The organism is Solwaraspora sp. WMMA2101 (assembly GCF_049179175.1).
GTDB lineage: Bacteria > Actinomycetota > Actinomycetes > Mycobacteriales > Micromonosporaceae > Micromonospora_E.
Map to the genome: position 1 here is coordinate 3,600,878 of NZ_JBMHMA010000006.1, position 16,947 is coordinate 3,617,824.

Below are 16,947 nucleotides of genomic sequence, written 5' to 3' on the forward strand. Positions count from 1 at the left end.
GATCGGGGCATGCGGATCTGGAGACCACGTAGTCGGCGCCCGTGGCTGGCGGTCACAGCGGTCGGGCTCGTCCTCGCCACCCTGCTCGTCGCCGACCGGGTCGCGGCGCGGCTGGTCGCCGGGCGGCTCGCCGACGCCGTGGCCTGTGCCACCGGGATGGCCGAGCCGCCCCGCGTCACCGTGCACGGCTTCCCGTTCGTCAGCCAGCTGCTGACCGGGCGGTTCGCCGGGCTCACGATCACCGCCGACGAGCTCGGCGGCGGCGAACTGGACATCGGCGGTGGGCTGGACATCGGCGGTGAGCCGCTGGTCGCCGGGGTGACCGTGCGGCTGAGCGACGTCGAGATCGTCGGTGACCTGACCAGCCCGTCCGGCGTGCGGGTCGGTCAGCTGTCCGCAGCGGCCACCATCGACCTCGGCCGGCTCACCGAGCTGGCCGGAACCCTGCCGGACGGCGGCGCGGCGGACGACACCACATCGGATGACACCGCGCCCGACGCCGGCACCGTGTTCGGTGGTGGACTGTTCGACGCGTCCGACCTGCGCATCCGGGGCACCGACAACGGTCAGCTCGTGGTGGAGCTGACCGCGCAGATGCTCGGCCAGGCCCTACCGGTCACCGTGTACGCCGTCCCGGAGCTCGACGGGCGGATGTTGCGCATCACCCCGGTCGAGGTCGAACTGTTCGGCCTGCGCCGCAGCGCCGACCAGCTGCCCGGTGCCCTCGGCGAGCGCCGGATCGAGCGGGAACTGCCCGAGTTGCCCGCCGGGCTCACGTACCAGGAACTGACCGTGACCGCCGACGGCCTGCTCCTGGCGGTCGGCGGGGAGTCGATCGATCTCGACGACATGGCCCGGCTGCGCCCCACCGCGTCGGCCGGGAGCAACGACACCGAGCCATGCCGGGAGCAGGGGTGAGCACCCACCGGCAACCGGCACGGTCCTTCGTGGACGAGCCGCTCACCGACCACTCCCACCGGTACGCAGAGCGACGACCGATTACCGGCTGGCGAGCCGATCCGGCCGCTGAGCGCGTGAGCGGGGCTGCCGTGCACCGGTGGTAGTAACGCAACGTAGTATGCCTCCAGGGCTGGAACACAGGGGGTGCGGTGGCGGGGCGGCTGGCGGACAGACTGGGAGCGGCCCGCGACGAGGCGTTCGTCGGCCGTACCGCCGAACTTGCCGCCTTCCGGGCCGCGCTCGCCGGGGCCGCCGACAGCCTTCCGGTGTGGTACCTGCACGGGCCCGGCGGCATCGGCAAGTCCATGTTGCTGCGTCGCTTCGCGGCGCTGGCCCGCGACGCCGGCCGGATCGTCGTCCAGATCGACAGCGCCGGGATCGACCCGTCCCCGGCCGGGTTCACCGCGGCGGCGTACGCGGCCCTCAGCGGCGCGCCCTCGGTGCTGCTGGTGGACACCTTCGAACGCTGCCAAGGGCTGGAAAGCTGGCTACGGGACCGGTTCCTGCCGCGCATCCCCGACGGCGTGCTGGTGGTGATCGCCAGCCAGCACCCGCCGGACCGGGAGTGGACCTCCGACCTCGGCTGGTCCGGGCTGCTGCAGGTGGTGGGCCTCGACGAGCTGCCGCCGGAGTCCGCCACCGAGCTGCTCGACCGACGGGGCGTCCCGCCGGAGCTGTGGGACGGGCTGCTGCGGTTCGCCGGCGGGCACCCGTTCGCGTTGAATCTCTCCGCGACGGTCGCCGTCCGCGACGGCCAGGGAGCCGCCAGCTGGGCCCCGTCCCCGGACGTGGTCGCGACGCTGCTGCGGCAGCTCGTCGGCGAGGTGCCGTCGGCGCAGCACCGGCTCGCCCTGGAGACCTGCTCACATGCCCTGACCACCACCGAGGACCTGCTGCGGGCGGTGGTCGGCGAGCCGGCCGCCGAACTGTTCGCCTGGCTGCGTCGGCTGCCGTTCGTCGAGTCCGACCAGGACGGAGTGATGCCGCACGACGTGGTGCGCAGTGTGCTCGACGCCGACCTGCGGTGGCGCGACCCGCACGGCTACCAGGTGATGCACGCCCGGGTCGCCGCACACCTGCTCGACCGGGCCCGCGCCGCCAGCGGCGACGCGGTGCTGCCGGCGGTCCGCTCGCTGTACCACATCCTGCAGGACAGCCCGATCATGGCGCCGTACGCGATGCGTCGCGCCGGTGGCGCGGTCTACCCGGACCAGCTGCGGGTCGCCGACCGCACGACGCTGCTGCGGATCGCCCGCGACGCCGACGACGGGGGAGCCGACCTGGTCGCCTTCTGGCTGGACCGCCAGCCGGAGGCGTTCGACGTGTACCGCCGTTCGGTCGACGCCGTCGTCGCCGGCTTCCAGGTGACGCTGCGGCTGACCGGGCCCGACCCTGAGGAGGTCGCCGTCGACCCGGTGGTCGCGGCAGCCTGGCGGTACGTCGCCACTGCGCCGCCCCGGCCGGGCGAGCACATCCTGCTGACCAGGTTCAGCTACCCGCTGCCCCGACAGCGGAGCTCCGGTGTGCGGGACCTGATGCACGTGCGCACCCTGCAAGGGTGGATCAGGTCGGAGCGGGTCGCCTGGTCGTTCGTCAGCCTCGACCCCGAGGCGGTCGGGGTCGCCGAGTTCATCGACCACCGGCTGGTCGAGCCGCGGCCGGTCGTCGGCGGCCGACCCTTCGACATGTACGCCCACGACTGGCGGGCGGTGCCGGTCGACGTGTGGGCCGACCGGATCACCGCCTGGCCCCTGGCCGGCGCACCAGGGCCGACGGTCGACCCGCCGGCGCGTACCGTCCTGGCCCGGCCGGACTTCGACAAGGCGGTCCGCGCCGCCCTGCGGCACCTGCACGACCCCGCCCGGCTACGGGGCAACCCACTGACCCGCAGCGCGGTGGTGACCCTCAGCTCTGGGTCCGGTGCCATCGACCCGGCCGAGGCGCTGGGTACGGTGCTGACCGCCACGGCACGGTCGATGCGGGACGACCCCCGGGACGCGAAGCTGCACCGGGTGCTGGCTGCCACCTACTTCGACGGCCCGACCACCCAGGAGGCGGCAGCCGACCGGCTCGGCCTGCCGGCCTCCACCTACAAGCGACACCTGCGCGGCGCCATCGACCGGCTGAGCGACCTGCTCTGGCGCGCCGACTCGTAGCCGGCCGGCATCGTCGCATGGTCAGCTCAGCCGTGCACCTCGTGGTCCCAGAGCAGATCGCTCAGCCGGTCCAGCCCCCTCGTCAGGTGCCGACGGTAGGTGCTGAACGGCAGCCCCAGCCGGTCGGCCGCCGCCTCCTGGGTCGGCGTACCGTGCACGAAGGTGGTGACCAGCACCCGGTGCAGCCGGGAATCGTCGCGCAGGTCGTCGATCGCCGCACCCAGCACGTCGCGCAGCGCCGCCACCGGGTCGGCACTGCCGTGGTCGGCCACCAGCCGGCTGCGGGTCAGCGGGTTGGCCGCCAACTCGTCCGGGCGACGCCAGGCCCGGACGGCGGAGCGGACCGCCGCGTCGAACTCCGGCCGGGACAGCACCAGCAGGTCCGCGCCGGTGTTCGCCGGCCTCGGCTGCAGGCCGTACAGCAGTTGCTGCTGGTTGTGGGCCAGCCACTGCATCAGCGGCGTCACCCGCCAGTCGTGGAAGAACAGGTGGTACGCGCGTGCGCCGACCCGGGGCGGAGCCTCGCCGACCGGGTGGTCGTCGAAGTACGTCACGTGGGCCGCCCAGAACTCCGCGTCGTGCAGCACCAGGTAGTGCAGGGCGAGGCCCTTGTCGTGGAGGAAGTGGGCGAGCATCCGCATCTGCATCAGGTCGTTGACCGGCGACGGACGCTGATAGGCCGGCGGGTGCACCATGAACCGGGCGATCCCGATGTGCTCGGCGGCCCGCAGCGGAGCCGTCGACCGGCAGTGCCGCCAGGCCCGGGCCACCACCGGATCGGCGTCCAGTTCGGCCTGGTCGGGGTCGGTCAGCCGCAACCAGACCAGAAAGGCGACCACCTCGTCGGTCGCCGAACTGCGGTAGACGTAGCAGGTGTCCGGCTGGCGGGCCAACCAGAAGTCGACGACGGCGGCGGACTGTGCGCCCTCGGCCTCGGTGGCCAGCCGCAGCACCGCCGTCCGGTCCGGCGGCCGGTAGACGTCCTCGTAGACCTTGCCCTCGCCGCCGAAGGTGAAGTACCGGCGGATCACCTGGGCGTGCCGCTGCAGGTACATCATCGCGCCGACGGCGGGCAGCACCGCCGCGCCGGTCGCCGCCAACGCCTGCTCCAGCAGGTAGTCGTGCAGCCGCCGGTGCATGGTCTCGTAGCCCTGCGGATCCCGCCAGCGCAGGTCGTCGTCGAGCGCGTCGCGGACGACGTCGTGCGGGTAGAGGCCCCGGGCGTCGGACTCGATGAACGGCAGCTCCCGCAACCAGGCGAAGATCGGCCCCGGTTCGACGTCCAGCACGGCCCGCAGCAGCCCTTCGGTGGTGGTCCGGGCGTGCGCGCAGATCTCCAACGCCAGCCGGTGCTGCGGCGACGGGGTCTCCCCGATCAGCTGGGTGAGCAGCGTTTCCACCACGTTCAGGCTGGGCCGCCAGGTGGCGGTGACCGCCGGGGTGTGGGTGACCGCCACCTCGGCGGCGAGACGCAGCGCCAGCGGATGCCCGCCGGCGAAGGCCAGCACCGATTCGTGCAGCTCCGCCGGTACGCCCCGGCGGGTCAGCAGCGCCACCGCGTGCTCCCGGGCCAGGTCCCGCAGCGGTACCACCTTGAGCAGGTCCCGCCATGCCGGGTCGGCCCGCCACTGCGGGCCGGGCACGGAGCGCCCGGCCAGCACCACCGGTACGGACTCGGGCAGCCGGGGCAGGAACCGGTTCCGCAGCCAGTCCTCCAGCCCCTGGCAGTACTCGAAGGAGTCGACGAGCAGGACGGCCGACTCGTCGGTCAGCGCCGCTGCCGCGGCGGCCTCGAACCGGGCCGGGGACGGGCTGACCGCGCGACCGTCGACGTGCACCACCCGCCGCCCCGCTGCCGTCGCCTCGTCACCGAAGTAACGCAGCAGGGTCGACTTGCCGACGCCACCGGATCCGTGCAGGTAGAGCACGCTGAACGGCTCGGGCGCCCGAGCCAGGGCCTGGCGGAGCAGGTCGAGTTCCGCTACCCGGCCGACGAAGTAGCGCTCCCGGGTCTGCTTCAGCCGCTGGCCCAGACTGCTGGAAACTTCGCCACATCCGGCTGTCACAAATCGATATCTTAGTGAGGACGGCTCACCTGCGGCCGCCCGGTCCGCCCGCCCCGACGGGGCGGTACGCGGACCGGGCCCGGCGAGGCCGTCAGCGCGACTGCAGGGCGTCCAGCGCGACCGCCATGACGATGACCAACCGCCGGTCCAACTGCGGGTGGTGGATGTCGACCAGATAGCTGTCCCGCAGACCCCACTTGCGGACCACCGAGAACGCCGGCTGACCGTCGATCGTGAAGTCGAAGTGGTACGGCAGCCACGACAGCATGTCGCTGAGCCGCCGAAGGATCGCCACCGCCATGTTGCGTTCCGCGCCGGTGGCCACGCCCAGGCCGGGCTGCTCCAGGTGCCAGGTGGACCGCAGCAGGGACTTGGCGAAGTCCTTGCGGAACAGTCCGATCGGCGTGCCGGCGGCGTCGGTCACGTCGTAGGTGGCGCCGAGGTCGATGACCTGCCGGGCCTTGAAGCCCAGCAGCGGCTGCTGCCGCTGGTCGTCGGCGTAGAGGGTGACCTGCTCCCGGAAGGCCATCCGCTTCTGCTGGGCGAAGGCCAGCAACGGACCCGGCGAGCCGTCGGGCTGCGCCGCGCACACCTCGTACTGGTTGACCATCAGCCGGATGCGCTGCCGTACGAGCAGCTGTCGTTGGGATTGCAGGAACTGCTGGTCCATCGGTCGCCGACCTTCTCTTGCGCAAAGGGGTGGGGATCTGGCGGTACGGCGCCGGTGCTCCCGCGCCGAGCAGGCAGTGTGCCACGTGCCGGCCAGGCAGTGTGCCCCGCGCCGGCCAGGCAGTCTGCCCCACCGGCCAGCGCTACCGAGGTCGGTGCGGTGCCGATCGGCATAATCGACCGGTGACCGCCACCACCGGACGACCCGCCGCCGCGCCGCCGGCTGGCGCGGCGCGGCCCGGTGCCGTCCTGGACGCGGTCCTGGAACGGATCACCTACGCCAACGAGGAGACCGGCTACACCATCGCCCGGGTGGCCACCGACCGCTCCGGTGCCGACCTGCTGACCGTGGTCGGTTCGCTGCTCGGCGTACAGCCCGGGGAGAGCCTGCGGCTAGTGGGCCGCTGGGGGTCGCACCCGAAGTACGGCCGGCAGTTCGAGGTCCACTCGTACACGACCGTGCTGCCGGCGACGGTGCAGGGCATCGAACGCTACCTGGGGTCCGGGCTGATCAAGGGGATCGGGCCGAAGATGGCCGGCCGGATCGTCGCCCACTTCGGTGCCGACACGCTGCGGGTCATCGAGGAGGAGGCGGCCCGCCTGGTCGAGGTCCCCGGGCTCGGCCCGAAACGGACCTCGCTGATCGCCAAGGCGTGGATCGAACAGCAGGCGATCAAGGAAGTGATGATCTTCCTGCAGGGCGTCGGGGTCACCACCTCACTCGCCGTACGGATCTACAAGAAGTACGGCGACGCGTCGATCTCGATCGTGCGTAACGAGCCGTACCGGCTGGCCGCCGACGTCTGGGGCATCGGGTTCAAGACCGCCGACACCATCGCGCAGGCGGTCGGCATCCCGCACGACAGCCCGGAACGGATCAAGGCCGGCATCCAGTACACCCTCTCCGAGGCCGCCGACAACGGGCACTGCTACCTGCCGGAACCGAACCTGTGCACCGACGCCGCCGGCATCCTCGGCGTCGCCGTCGAGCTGGTCCGCGACGCGCTCGCCGCGCTGGTCACCGAGGAAGGCGTGGTACGCGAGGCGGTGCCGAACCCGACCAGCGACGGCGGCACCATCCCGGCGGTCTACCTGGTGCCGTTCCACCGGGCCGAATGTTCGCTGGCCGGCAGCCTGCTGCGGCTGCTGCACTACCGGGCCGACCGGCTGTCGGCGTTCGCCGACGTCGACTGGGCAAAGGCGCTGGCCTGGCTGCGTGCCGGGACCGGCGCCGACCTCGCCCCCGAACAGGAGCAGGCGGTACGCCTGGCGCTGACGTCGAAGGTCGCGGTGCTCACCGGCGGTCCGGGCTGCGGCAAGTCGTTCACCGTCAAGTCGATCATTACGTTGGCTGCCGCCAAGGGTGCCAAGATCGTCCTCGCCGCGCCGACCGGCCGGGCCGCGAAGCGGATGACCGAGCTCACCGGGCACCCGGCCGCCACCGTGCACCGGCTGCTGCAACTGCGGCCCGGCGGCGATCCGACGTACGACCGGGACAACCCGATCGACGCGGACCTGATCGTCGTCGACGAGGCCTCGATGCTCGACCTGATCCTGGCCAACAAGCTGGTCAAGGCGGTGGCGCCCGGCACGCATCTGCTGCTGGTCGGCGACGTCGACCAGCTGCCGTCGGTCGGCGCCGGCGAGGTGCTGCGCGACGTGCTCGCCGCGCCCGCCGTACCGCAGGTGCGGTTGACCCGGATCTTCCGCCAGGCTCAGGAGTCCGGGGTGGTGGTCAACGCACACCGGATCAACGCCGGCGAGCAGCCCCGTACCGACGGCATGGCCGACTTCTTCCTGTTCGCCGCCGACGACCCGGAAGCGGTCGCCGGCCTGGTCGTCGACGTCGTCGCCCGCCGGATTCCGCGCAAGTTCCGGGTGCCGGCCCGCGACATCCAGGTGCTCGCCCCGATGCACCGGGGCCCGGCCGGTGCCGGCAACCTCAACGTCGCCCTGCAGGAGGCCCTCGCACCGCCGCGCGACGACCGGCCCGAACGGCGCCACGGGGCCCGGGTGTTCCGGATCAACGACAAGGTCATCCAGATCCGTAACAACCACGACAAGGGCACCGCCGGGGTCTTCAACGGCACCATCGGCGTGGTCACCGCCATCAGCACCGAGGACCGCAGACTCACCGTCCGCACCGACGAGGACGAGGACATCGAGTACGAGTTCGACGAGCTCGACGAGCTGCAGCACGCGTACGCCATCACCGTGCACCGCTCCCAGGGCAGCGAATACCCGGCGGTGGTCATCCCGGTGACGATGAGCTCGTACACGCTGCTGCAGCGCAACCTGCTCTACACGGCGGTGACCCGGGCGAAGAAGCTCGTCGTGCTGGTCGGCTCGCGCAAGGCGATCGCGATCGCGGTCCGGACCGCCGGGGCCGGTCGCCGGCACACCGCACTCACCCACCGACTGGCACCCGACTGACCCCTGCCCGACCCGTTTCTCATAGCCCGGGCCTGGATCTCACGGCCGCAGCGCGGCGACGACGACCTGCGCGGCCTGTGCGATCAGCGCGTTGTCGTACCCGGCGTCCGGATCGTCCCGGTCGGAAAGCACCGCCAGCACGATCGGTTGGCCGTCGGGCGGCCAGACCACGGCGATGTCGTTGCGCGTGCCGTATCCGGCGGCGCCGGTCTTGTCGCCGACGCGCCAGCCGGCCGGTACACCGGCCCGGATCAGCTCGTCGCCGGTGGTGTTCGCCACCAGCAGGTCGACCAGCAGGTCCCGGTCGTCCGTGGCGAGCGCGTCGCCGACGGCGTACGCCCGCAGACTTTCGGCCAGTGCCTGCGGCGTGCTGGTGTCCCGGGGGTCGCCCGGGGTGTAGTCGTTCAGCTCGGTCTCCCAGCGGTCCGGATCGGTCACGTCGTCGCCGATCTCCCGCAGCCGCTTCTCGAAGCCGGCAGGGCCACCGAGCTGCTCCAGCAACAGGTTGCCGGCGGTGTTGTCGCTGTACCGGATCGCCGCGTCGGCGATGTCGCGCAGCGGCATTCCGGTCTCGACGTGCTGTTCCGTGATCGGTGAATAAGTGACCAGGTCATCGGTGCTGTAACGGATCACCTGATCGAGCTCGGCATCGGTGGTCTGGTCGAACACCGCGGCTGCGGCGAGTGGCTTGAAGGTCGAGGCGTACGCGAACCGCTCGTCTGCCCGGTGTTCGACAATCTGGCCGGTGCCGGTGTCGACGGCGTAGACGCCGAGCCGGACGTCGAAGCTTTCCTCCAGGCGTCGGAGCTCGACCAGCTGTGCGCCGGTGGTCGCCGTCGTGGTCGGCTGCCCGACAGCGCTCGGGGCGGCGTCGGGCGGGCCCGAGGTCACACAGCCCGCCAGCGGTACGAGTGCCACCACCGCGACGGCGATACGGACAGAGGTACGCAAAGTCATGCGGAGCATCCTTTCCCGGTGCACTTGGGACGCCAGTCAGCCTGGCAGAGGAGTCGGATGCGGTAAAAGACGGCGACGCGCGTTCTGATGCTGATTCGGCATAGGGCCGGCATAGAATCAGCTGCCGTGGACGTGGTGGCCGCCTGCCGGGCTTTCGTTGCGGTGAGCGCCCACGGCAGCTTCACCATCGGCGCGGCGGCGGCCCGCATCCCGCAGTCCGTGGCCAGCCGGCGGATCGCCACCCTCGAACAGCACCTCGGTGCCCGGCTGTTCGACCGCTCGTCACGCGCCATCACCCTGACCGCTTTCGGGCGGGACGTGCTGCCCTCGGCCCGGCGCCTGGTCGACTTCGCAGACACCCTGGAACACCACGCCGAGCAGGCCCGACAGCGCCCGCTCCGGCTAGCCGTACCGGCGATCTGCCCGCCCCGGCGGCTGGCCCGGTTGGTCGCCGAAGCCCGGACCGACGGTCTGCGACTGGATCTGGTCCCCGCCGATCCGGCGGGGCGCGCCGACCTCGTCCACGGCCTGGAGGTACGCGCGGCGCTGCTCGCCGTGGCACCCGACGGCAGCCGGTGGCAGGTGCCGCTGGGGCTTGCCGGCTCGTCCGACGACTCCACCGGCGACGCCGCCGATCCGGAAGCCGCCGACCCGATCTTCCTCGCCGCGCTGCGCCCTGGTCGGTTTCGGCGTGACCCGGTCCGCCACCGGATCTGGATTCAGCCCGAGGACGACGTCCCGCATGTACGGGACCGGATGATCCATCTCGCCCAGTCCGTTGGTCTGGCACCCACGCAGGTCGGGCTCGCCCCCGGACTCGTCGCCGCGCTCGCCGACGTGTACGGCGGCGACCTGTTGCTCTGCTCGGCCAGTCAGGCCCGGGATCTCGGGCTGCGCTGGCGCCCGATCGGCGAGCAGGTGTTCGCCCGAGGCTACGACATCGCCGCCGGGTTGGCCGAGGACGCCCGGCGGTTGCACGACCTACCGGACGCCGCAGTGCGAGCCTGCCTCGGTGCCCCGCCCGACGAGCAACGGTAGGGAAGGCATGGGCGTCGCCAAGGTGCTGCGGCTGGCACGGGCCACCCTCGACGAGGCGGGACTCCGTGGCTCCGTCCTGGTCCGTGACCTGCGTACCGGCGACGAGCTTGGCATCGACCCCGACCTGGAGTTCCCGGCGGCGTCGCTGGTCAAGGTCCCGCTGGCGGTGGTCACGTTGGACCGGATCCACCGGGGGGAACTCGATCCGGCGACGCCGATCCTGGTGCGCCCGAACCGGGTCGCCGGGCCCGGCCCGACCGGGTTGAGCAAGTTCCGCCACCCGGCCACAGTGGCCGTCGAGGACCTGCTCTATCTCAGTACAGCGATCAGCGACGGCGCCGCCGCCGACGCGTTGTTCGGCCTCACGCCGCCAGCGGAGGTCACCATCGGGCTGCGCCGGCTCGGGCTGTCCGGGATCATCGTCCGGCACCCGATCAGTGACCTGACCGACACCCCTGCCGAACGGTTCGCCCCGCAGGAGAGTCACCTGGCGCAGTCGTTGGCCATCGGCGCGGCGACCGCCGGTCATGGCCACCCGGTCGCCCAACTCGACGTCAGCCGGGCCAGTACCGGATCGGCCCGCGCCTTCGTCGACCTCCTGCACGAACTCTGGCTGCCGACCGCGATGGACCAACGGGTTGCCGGCCGGGTCCGCGAGCTGATGGGTGACAACGTGCTGCGACAGCGACTCGCACCCGATTTCAGCTCCGATGCTGCCCGCTGGTCGTCGAAGACCGGCACCCTGCTCAATCTGCGGCACGAAATCGGCGTCGTGGAACACGCCAATGGCCAGATCTACGCGGTCGCCGCGCTGACCGAGTCCCGGGTGCCGGCGATGGTGCAGCCGGCGGCCGAGGCCTCGATGGCGTACGTCGCCCGCAGTCTGCACGACGAGCTTCGGCTGGTGGGCGGCTGACCCGACCGACATCCCAAGATCAGGTGGGCGCTATGGACCTCTCGACGGCGGGGTGCGGTCCAGGTCCATAGCACTCACCTGATCTTGGCGCGGTCAGCTTTCGGAGCCGGCTCGCTTTGGCCAGGTCGACGAACCCACGCCAGGCCGCCGGCGCAAACACGGCGCGCTCGACCGCGAACAGATTCAGCCATGCCGCCTTGCTTGCTATCGATCCTTCCGTGCGATGCCCGAGGGCCTGCTCCGCGCGCCGCTCCTGGCCCTGCCGCCCTGCGTCGGCACCTGCTGGGAGCCTCCTGCTGCCGGTTCGGCGGCCGCCGGTGCCGGCTGCCGGCCGGCCGACGCGCGTTGCCGGCCGGCCGGGCGCCAGGTGCGGCCGTTGGCGTAGACGATCCGGAACCCCAGGTACGCCGCCAACGGTGCCCAGTGCGACGAGCCCATCCGCAGCTCGGCGGCGTTGTTGTAGACCCCGTTGGCGAGTACGTCGAGCAGTACCGTCTCGAACGCGGCCGACTCCACCCAGTCGACCTCCCGGGTGTAGCCGCAGATCAGCGCGGCACCGGTGGTGGCGAGGAACTCCCGCATCCGCACGTCGGAGGCTCGCAGCACCGAGCAGCTGCCGAAGTAGAGCCGCTTGCCGGCACACCGGCCGGCCATCTGGTCGGCGACGTCGTCGAGGTCGACGTGGTGGCGTTCGGTCAGGCAGAGCCGGGTCGGCTCGCCGTGCATCGCGAAGAAGCCGACCCGGTAGTCGGCGTACTGGCGTAGCAGCCAGCGGTCCAGGAAGTAGGCGAGCTCGTCGGGGGTGGCGGCGTCCCGGTGGATGAACCGGATCCGGCCGAGCCGTTCCAGCAACTCCAGCGTGGGCAGCACGGATCCACGTTCGTTGAGGTCACGGTGCCACTGACCTTCGATGCAGAAGACACCACCGCGCGCCACGTCGCCCCCCACCGTGCCGGTCCGCCCGGTGACCATACCGCCGGTCAGGCGGGTGGTGTCACCTCGGATCGGGAAACGGTCAGTCGGACCGTGCCGACCTCGACCGCCGCGATCTGGTCCGCCCCGGCGTAGCCGACGCCGTCGATCTTGATGAACCCGGTACGCAGCAGCCGCGCGGCGATGTCCGGAGCGGTGGTCGGCTCGTCGCCGGCCTGTGGGTGCGGCACCTGGTCGCCGATCGCGTCCTGCGGGTCGACGTCGCCCTCGACGGCCACCGCCGCCGGGTCGCCGACCTGGGCCAGGGCGACCCGGCCGACGACATCACCGTGTACGTCGACCACCGTCATCCCAGGCGCTGTCCGCTGGATCGGGTCCGATGTCCCGAATTCGTCGACGCTGCTCATGGTTGCCCGGTTCCCCGCGCCGGCGGCGGACAAACCTCTTCGGCCGTCCGGTGGCGGGCAGCTGGGGGTCCGTCGGAGACCTCCCGCCAGTCGCCCGGCCCGGCGAGCAGGTGACGGACCATGTCGTACGCCGCGTCCTCGGTGCCGTGTTCGGTGAACCGGGACCGTCCGTCGGCCCCGCCCACCCGGGCCTCCACGTACCAGTGGTCGGCGTCGGTACGCAGGAAGACGTCCCGCCGGGCGAGCCGCCCCCACACCCCGTTCCACCAGTGCTTACGTTGCTCCACCGGGCGACCCTATCGAACATGTGTTCGACAGGACAGGTGTTTGGTCAGTCGGTTTCCGGGCGCTGGTAGCAGGCGCCGCAGGTCGGGTCGTCGCACCGGCTCCGGATGAGCGTGGCCGCCCGCCCGCCGGCCGGTCTCGCGGGTGGGCGGTTCAGGTCGGGTAGGGGGCGGGCGGGCGTCGCACAGTCCTGGGAGCTCGTCCCGGCTAGCTGCTGCATGTGTTCAGTGTCACTCAGGCCGGGTCGGCCTGTCGTCTTCTTTTCGACAACTGGGAGCGATATAGCAACTACGAAGGGTTGTCGACTGGGGGTGTGGAGTGAATCAGCGGAACTGGCCCGGCTGACCTGGCTGGCCCGGTTGCCCCGGCGTGCCTGGCTGGCTTGCGCGGGCGACCAGCGCGTCCCGGATCTCGGTCAGCAGCTTGATCTCCTCGCTCGGCGCGGCGGGCGGCGGCTCCTCGCCCCGACGGCGCCGCTCGGCCAGCCGATTCATCGGCAGGACGACCAGGAAGTAGAGCGCGGCGGCGGTCAGCGCGAACGTGATCACCGCGTTTACGAACGCCGGCCAGTCGAACTCGACTCCGCGGACGGTGACCACCGAGCCCGCGACGCCGTCTCCGCCGGTCAGCAGCACTGTCAGTAGCCGGATGAACGGTTCGAGGAACGACTTGGTCAACTGGGTGACGACAGCGGTGAACGCCGCACCGATCACGATGCCGACCGCGAGGTCGATGACGTTGCCGCGCAGGATGAAGTCCTTGAAACCCTTAAGCATGAGGGGTACTCCCGGGGGCCAGAGCGAGATGTCGCGGACAACCTACCCGTGACCGCCGCCGCAGCGGCCCCTGGCCTGCGCGGCTCCGCCCGCAGGCCGGCCCGGAATGATCCGCCGGGCCGGGTCGTTGTGCATGGTCCGCGACGCGCAGTAGACCGCTTCGGCCAGCCCCGGCATGCCTGCCGGTTGCACCCGCCTGGGCGTCCTGGCGGACCGGTACTGCGGTAGAACAGTATTCCTGTGAGGAATAATCATTCCTCTGAGGTATATCGCCCGGACGGTGTCCCTGTCCAGCGCCGTCACGGTCGGTGACGTGGCGGACCGCGAGGCCACTGCGGGGAATGGCCGGCCGGCCCGCATGGTTGTACATTGTCGCGACGCACGGAAGGCCAGCCCCGAGCGGGCGAGTAGCCGCCGCCGCGTCCCCGTACCACCCGGACGACCGTTTACCGCACACCCCGCACGACCGCCCGCCCCGGCACGCTTCCCGGGGCCCGGGTGGCGGGTGTGCCCCCTCGGAAAACGGAAGGTGGACCCCCCTATGACCACGATCATCACCCGCACCCTGCGCACCACCGCTCTGGGCATCGCCGGTCTCACCCTGGCCGGCGGCGCGATCGCCGGCCCCGCCCTGGCCGCCGACCACGCCCCCACCGCCCTGGCCGCACCCGCCGCCGCAGCCGCGAGCGACAGCGGCGTCGACACCGCCAAGCTGATCCCGCACGGTGTGCAGGGCGAGCAGTCCCGCATCGACCTGAGCAGCGAGCAGACCGACAACGTCAAGGGCATCATCGCCGCCACGAAGAAGGCCGGCATGGACGAGCGGGCCGCCGTGGTCGCGATCGCGACCGCGCTGCAGGAGTCGAAGCTGGAGAACCTCGGCCACCTGGGTGACCGTAACGACCACGACTCGCAGGGCCTGTTCCAGCAGCGGCCGTCGTCGGGTTGGGGCACCGTCGAGCAGATCACCGACGTCGAGTACTCGACCACCGCGTTCCTCAACGGGTTGAAGCAGGTCGACGGCTGGCAGGACATGCCGCTGACCGAGGCCGCGCAGACCGTGCAGGTGTCGGCGTACCCGGACCACTACGCCCAGTGGGAGACCCAGGCCGCCGAACTCGTCGCCCAGCACTGGAACAGCTGACCCGGAACCAGACACAGACACAGCAGACAGGTCGAAGGGCCGGACCCCGTACCCCGGGGTCCGGCCCTTCCACGCGTACCCGCCGGGGTCAGTCGGTGGTGAGGTAGGCCGCCGCCTCCCGGGCGGCCCGGTCCGGGTCGCCGTCGCGGATCGCCTCGACCAGCCGGGCGTGGTCGACGTGCCGGTCGGGGTGCAACTGTGGGCCGACGGCTTCGGCGACGGTCGTCCGCATCGCCGCGCCGATCGAGTCGTACAGCTCGGCGAGCATCACGTTGTGCGCCGCCGCCAGGATCGCCCGGTGCAGGGCCATGTCGGCCTCGACGAACGGGGCGAGATCGCCGGTGCGCCACGCCGCCTCCCGGTCGGCGAGGGCCCGGTCCAGCGCGGCGATGTCGGCCGGGGTACGGCGTTGGGCGGCGAGCCGGGCCGCTTCGACCTCGAAGGCGCGCCTGACCTCGACGGTTTCCCGCCATTCGGCGGTGGCGCAGCGGCGGGCGACGGCACCGGCGAGTTCGTCGGTGGAGACGACGTACGTGCCGGAGCCCTGCCGGCACTCCAGGATGCCGGCGTGGACGAGCGCCCGTACCGCCTCCCGGACGGTGTTGCGCCCGACGCCGAGCGCCTCGGCCAGCTTCGGCTCGGTGGGGATGCGGGAGCCGAGGGGCCAGTCGCCGGCGGCGATCGGCTCGCGCAGCGACTCGATCGCCTGGCGGACCAGGGTCTGCCGGGAGCGGGCGGGCCGGGCAGCGGCCGCAGGGGAAGGTACCGGTGGTGTCATCCGTTACATCACCCGACCATAAATCATCCCATGATTTTAGGATGGCAGGCATGACTCCGCCAACCGCCCTCGCCACCCGGACCGCCGTCCGCACCGGTACGGCACCGGCGCCGGCACCGGCCCCGACCGGCCCGGCGGGCGACCGGCTGCCGGATCCCGGCGGGCGCGGGCGGCACCGGGCCACCCACCGCCAGCAGGTCCGGTCCGGCCAGGGCGCGCTCCTGGTGCTCGCCGCGATGGTGCTCGTCGCGCTCAACCTGCGGATGGCGATCACCAGCCTCGGTCCGCTGCTCGACGAGGTCCGCACCGGCCTGCCGATGTCCGCCCTGCAAGCCGGAGTGGTGACCACCCTGCCGGCGTTGGCCTTCGCAGCGGTCGGGTCGGCCACCCCGTGGCTGGTCCGTCGCTTCTCCCCGCCGCGACTACTGGTCGCGGCGATGGGCGCGCTCGCCCTCGGGCAGCTGCTGCGGGTGGCGACCGGCGACGCCTGGCTGTTCGTGGCGACCAGCGCGCTGGCCCTGGCCGGGATCGCGGTCGCGAACGTCCTGCTGCCGATGCTGGTCCGACAGTACTTTCCGCACCGGATCGGCCTGGTGACCGGCGCGTACAGCATGTCTCTGACCATCGGTGCCTCGGTGGCCGCCGGTACGGCGGTGCCGATCGCCCACGCGGCGGGCAGCTGGCGGGTGGGGCTCGGCTTCTGGGCGCTGGTCGCGGTGGCCGCCGCCGTGCTGTGGGTGCCGATCGCCTGGCGGAGTCGGCGCCGCGCCGCTGCCGCTGCCGGCACCCCGCGCCCGGCGGCCGCCGCCGGGGTACGGATCCGGGCGGGCCGGACCCGGCTCGGCTGGCTGATGGCGGTCTTCTTCGGTGCCCAGTCGTTCGCGGCGTACGCGCAGATGGGCTGGTTGGCGCAGCTGTTCCGGGACGCCGGCTTCCGGGCGGAGACCGCCGGGCTGCTGCTGGCCGGTGTCACGGCGGTGAGCGTGCCGATCGCGATGGTCATGCCGACGTTGGCCGGCCGGATGACCAGTCTGCGGCCGCTGGTGCTCGGTACCGCCCTGGCGTCCGGGCTGAGCTACGCCGGGCTGCTGTGGTCGCCGTACGACCTGGCGTTGGTCTGGATGGTGCTGCTCGCCCTCGGTCAGGGCACCTTCCCGATGGCGCTGGCCATGATCGGGCTACGGGCCCGGACCGGCGCGGGCATCGTGTCGCTGTCGGCGTTCACCCAGAGCGTCGGTTACCTGATCGCGGCGGTCGGCCCGCTGTCGGTGGGCCTGCTGTACGGGCGGACCGGTGACTGGGTGGCGCCGGTCGGCCTGCTCGTTGTGGCGTTGCTGGTGCAGACCGGTGTCGGCTGGTCGATTGCCCGTCCACGGTGGATCGAGGACGAACTGCGCTGACCGGTCGAGCGACGACCGCCAGTCGGCCG

Annotated in this window: 14 protein-coding genes and 1 pseudogene; 7 read left to right on the forward strand and 8 right to left on the reverse strand. The window is 72.0% G+C overall.

Annotation, left to right across the window (positions count from 1 at the left end; translation table 11 throughout):
• The first annotated feature begins 9 nt into the window (after positions 1–9).
• Together ACN28F_RS17270 and ACN28F_RS17275 are read left to right on the forward strand one after the other, a co-directional pair.
• A complete protein-coding gene (locus ACN28F_RS17270; protein ID WP_421358657.1) occupies positions 10–918 on the forward strand; it encodes a DUF2993 domain-containing protein in 909 nt (302 codons plus the stop codon).
• 191 nt (positions 919–1,109) lie between these two features.
• Positions 1,110–3,116: an AAA family ATPase gene (locus tag ACN28F_RS17275; RefSeq protein ID WP_289208952.1), complete on the forward strand. Its 2,007-nt coding sequence runs from the start codon at positions 1,110–1,112 to the stop codon at positions 3,114–3,116.
• A 26-nt stretch (positions 3,117–3,142) separates the two neighbouring features.
• Here the strand turns inward: ACN28F_RS17275 and ACN28F_RS17280 are convergent, their stop codons facing one another.
• The gene (locus tag ACN28F_RS17280) at positions 3,143–5,182 is read right to left on the reverse strand and encodes an AAA family ATPase (RefSeq protein ID WP_421358659.1); all 2,040 of its coding nucleotides are present in this window, start codon (positions 5,180–5,182) and stop codon (positions 3,143–3,145) included.
• A gap of 91 nt (positions 5,183–5,273) precedes the next feature.
• Positions 5,274–5,852 carry a hypothetical protein gene (locus tag ACN28F_RS17285; RefSeq protein WP_289208954.1) on the reverse strand — a complete coding sequence of 193 codons (579 nt, stop codon included), beginning with the start codon at positions 5,850–5,852 and terminating at the stop codon, positions 5,274–5,276.
• Between the two features lie 182 nt (positions 5,853–6,034).
• On the opposite strand from ACN28F_RS17285, the gene ACN28F_RS17290 reads away from it, so the two are divergent.
• Positions 6,035–8,284 carry an ATP-dependent RecD-like DNA helicase gene (locus ACN28F_RS17290; RefSeq protein WP_421358661.1) on the forward strand — a complete coding sequence of 750 codons (2,250 nt, stop codon included), beginning with the start codon at positions 6,035–6,037 and terminating at the stop codon, positions 8,282–8,284.
• 39 nt (positions 8,285–8,323) lie between these two features.
• Here ACN28F_RS17290 and bla read toward each other — a convergent pair whose 3' ends face one another.
• On the reverse strand, positions 8,324–9,241 hold the full coding sequence (gene bla, locus ACN28F_RS17295; protein ID WP_289208955.1) for a class A beta-lactamase: 918 nt from the start codon (positions 9,239–9,241) through the stop codon (positions 8,324–8,326).
• Between the two features lie 126 nt (positions 9,242–9,367).
• On the opposite strand from bla, the gene ACN28F_RS17300 reads away from it, so the two are divergent.
• A complete protein-coding gene (locus ACN28F_RS17300; RefSeq protein WP_289208956.1) occupies positions 9,368–10,279 on the forward strand; it encodes a LysR family transcriptional regulator in 912 nt (303 codons plus the stop codon).
• A 7-nt stretch (positions 10,280–10,286) separates the two neighbouring features.
• A complete protein-coding gene (locus ACN28F_RS17305) occupies positions 10,287–11,195 on the forward strand; it encodes a serine hydrolase (RefSeq protein WP_353850552.1) in 909 nt (302 codons plus the stop codon).
• Between the two features lie 288 nt (positions 11,196–11,483).
• Here ACN28F_RS17305 and ACN28F_RS17310 read toward each other — a convergent pair.
• From ACN28F_RS17310 to mscL, 4 genes and pseudogenes are all read right to left on the reverse strand, one after another.
• Positions 11,484–12,131, reverse strand: a pseudogene (locus ACN28F_RS17310) (DUF6642 family protein); the annotation flags it as partial.
• Between the two features lie 44 nt (positions 12,132–12,175).
• Positions 12,176–12,478, reverse strand: coding sequence for a hypothetical protein (locus ACN28F_RS17315; RefSeq protein ID WP_289208958.1), 303 nt, complete (start codon positions 12,476–12,478; stop codon positions 12,176–12,178).
• 53 nt (positions 12,479–12,531) lie between these two features.
• Positions 12,532–12,822 (reverse strand): hypothetical protein, encoded by a 291-nt coding sequence (locus tag ACN28F_RS17320; RefSeq protein WP_289208959.1) that lies wholly within the window; start codon positions 12,820–12,822, stop codon positions 12,532–12,534.
• Positions 12,823–13,143: 321 nt separating this feature from the next.
• Positions 13,144–13,596, reverse strand: a complete 453-nt coding sequence (gene mscL / locus ACN28F_RS17325) for a large conductance mechanosensitive channel protein MscL (protein WP_289208960.1) — start codon at positions 13,594–13,596, stop codon at positions 13,144–13,146.
• A 541-nt stretch (positions 13,597–14,137) separates the two neighbouring features.
• Between mscL and ACN28F_RS17330 the strand changes: the two genes are divergently transcribed.
• On the forward strand, positions 14,138–14,740 hold the full coding sequence (locus ACN28F_RS17330) for a hypothetical protein (protein WP_421358664.1): 603 nt from the start codon (positions 14,138–14,140) through the stop codon (positions 14,738–14,740).
• A gap of 88 nt (positions 14,741–14,828) precedes the next feature.
• On the opposite strand, the gene ACN28F_RS17335 is transcribed toward ACN28F_RS17330, so the two are convergent.
• A complete protein-coding gene (locus tag ACN28F_RS17335) occupies positions 14,829–15,518 on the reverse strand; it encodes a FadR/GntR family transcriptional regulator (protein ID WP_421358666.1) in 690 nt (229 codons plus the stop codon).
• A 50-nt stretch (positions 15,519–15,568) separates the two neighbouring features.
• On the opposite strand from ACN28F_RS17335, the gene ACN28F_RS17340 reads away from it, so the two are divergent.
• Positions 15,569–16,918: an MFS transporter gene (locus ACN28F_RS17340; RefSeq protein ID WP_421358668.1), complete on the forward strand. Its 1,350-nt coding sequence runs from the start codon at positions 15,569–15,571 to the stop codon at positions 16,916–16,918.
• The last annotated feature ends 29 nt before the right edge of the window (positions 16,919–16,947 follow it).

What these genes read in the sequence shown, in the direction of transcription:
- ACN28F_RS17270 (WP_421358657.1), top strand. Translation starts at nt 10, where the DNA reads ATGCGGATCTGGAGACCACGTAGTCGGCGCCCGTGGCTGGCGGTCACA.
- ACN28F_RS17285 (WP_289208954.1), bottom strand. Translation starts at nt 5,852, where the DNA reads ATGGACCAGCAGTTCCTGCAATCCCAACGACAGCTGCTCGTACGGCAG.
- bla (WP_289208955.1), bottom strand. Translation starts at nt 9,241, where the DNA reads ATGACTTTGCGTACCTCTGTCCGTATCGCCGTCGCGGTGGTGGCACTC.
- ACN28F_RS17305 (WP_353850552.1), top strand. Translation starts at nt 10,287, where the DNA reads ATGGGCGTCGCCAAGGTGCTGCGGCTGGCACGGGCCACCCTCGACGAG.
- ACN28F_RS17315 (WP_289208958.1), bottom strand. Translation starts at nt 12,478, where the DNA reads ATGACGGTGGTCGACGTACACGGTGATGTCGTCGGCCGGGTCGCCCTG.
- mscL (WP_289208960.1), bottom strand. Translation starts at nt 13,596, where the DNA reads ATGCTTAAGGGTTTCAAGGACTTCATCCTGCGCGGCAACGTCATCGAC.
- ACN28F_RS17330 (WP_421358664.1), top strand. Translation starts at nt 14,138, where the DNA reads ATGACCACGATCATCACCCGCACCCTGCGCACCACCGCTCTGGGCATC.
- ACN28F_RS17335 (WP_421358666.1), bottom strand. Translation starts at nt 15,518, where the DNA reads ATGACACCACCGGTACCTTCCCCTGCGGCCGCTGCCCGGCCCGCCCGC.
- ACN28F_RS17340 (WP_421358668.1), top strand. Translation starts at nt 15,569, where the DNA reads ATGACTCCGCCAACCGCCCTCGCCACCCGGACCGCCGTCCGCACCGGT.